Annotated in this window: 1 protein-coding gene; it reads left to right on the top strand. The window is 58.8% G+C overall.

Annotation, left to right across the window (positions count from 1 at the left end; translation table 11 throughout):
* The coding region (gene tssD, locus PseAD21_RS29420) for a type VI secretion system tube protein TssD (protein WP_158242615.1) at nt 1–216 on the top strand (216 nt) is incomplete at both ends.

The following is a 216-nucleotide window of genomic DNA, read 5'->3' as shown; positions in this document are numbered from 1 at the left end:
CGTACATGTCCGTCACTGGCGAAAAACAAGGCCTGATCACTGCCGGCGCGTTCACCGCTGACTCCGTTGGCAACACCTACCAGGAAGGTCACGAAGACCAGGTCATGGTTCAGGCGTTCAGCCACGACGTAATCATCCCGCGTGACCCGCAGTCCGGCCAACCAACCGGCCAACGCGTTCACAAGCCAGTTGTGATCACCAAGGTCTACGACAAGG

Source organism: Pseudomonas sp. AD21, assembly GCF_002878485.1.
Lineage (GTDB): Bacteria > Pseudomonadota > Gammaproteobacteria > Pseudomonadales > Pseudomonadaceae > Aquipseudomonas.
The sequence above is the reverse complement of the archived record's forward strand: the minus strand, read 5'-3'. Positions and strand labels throughout refer to the sequence as shown.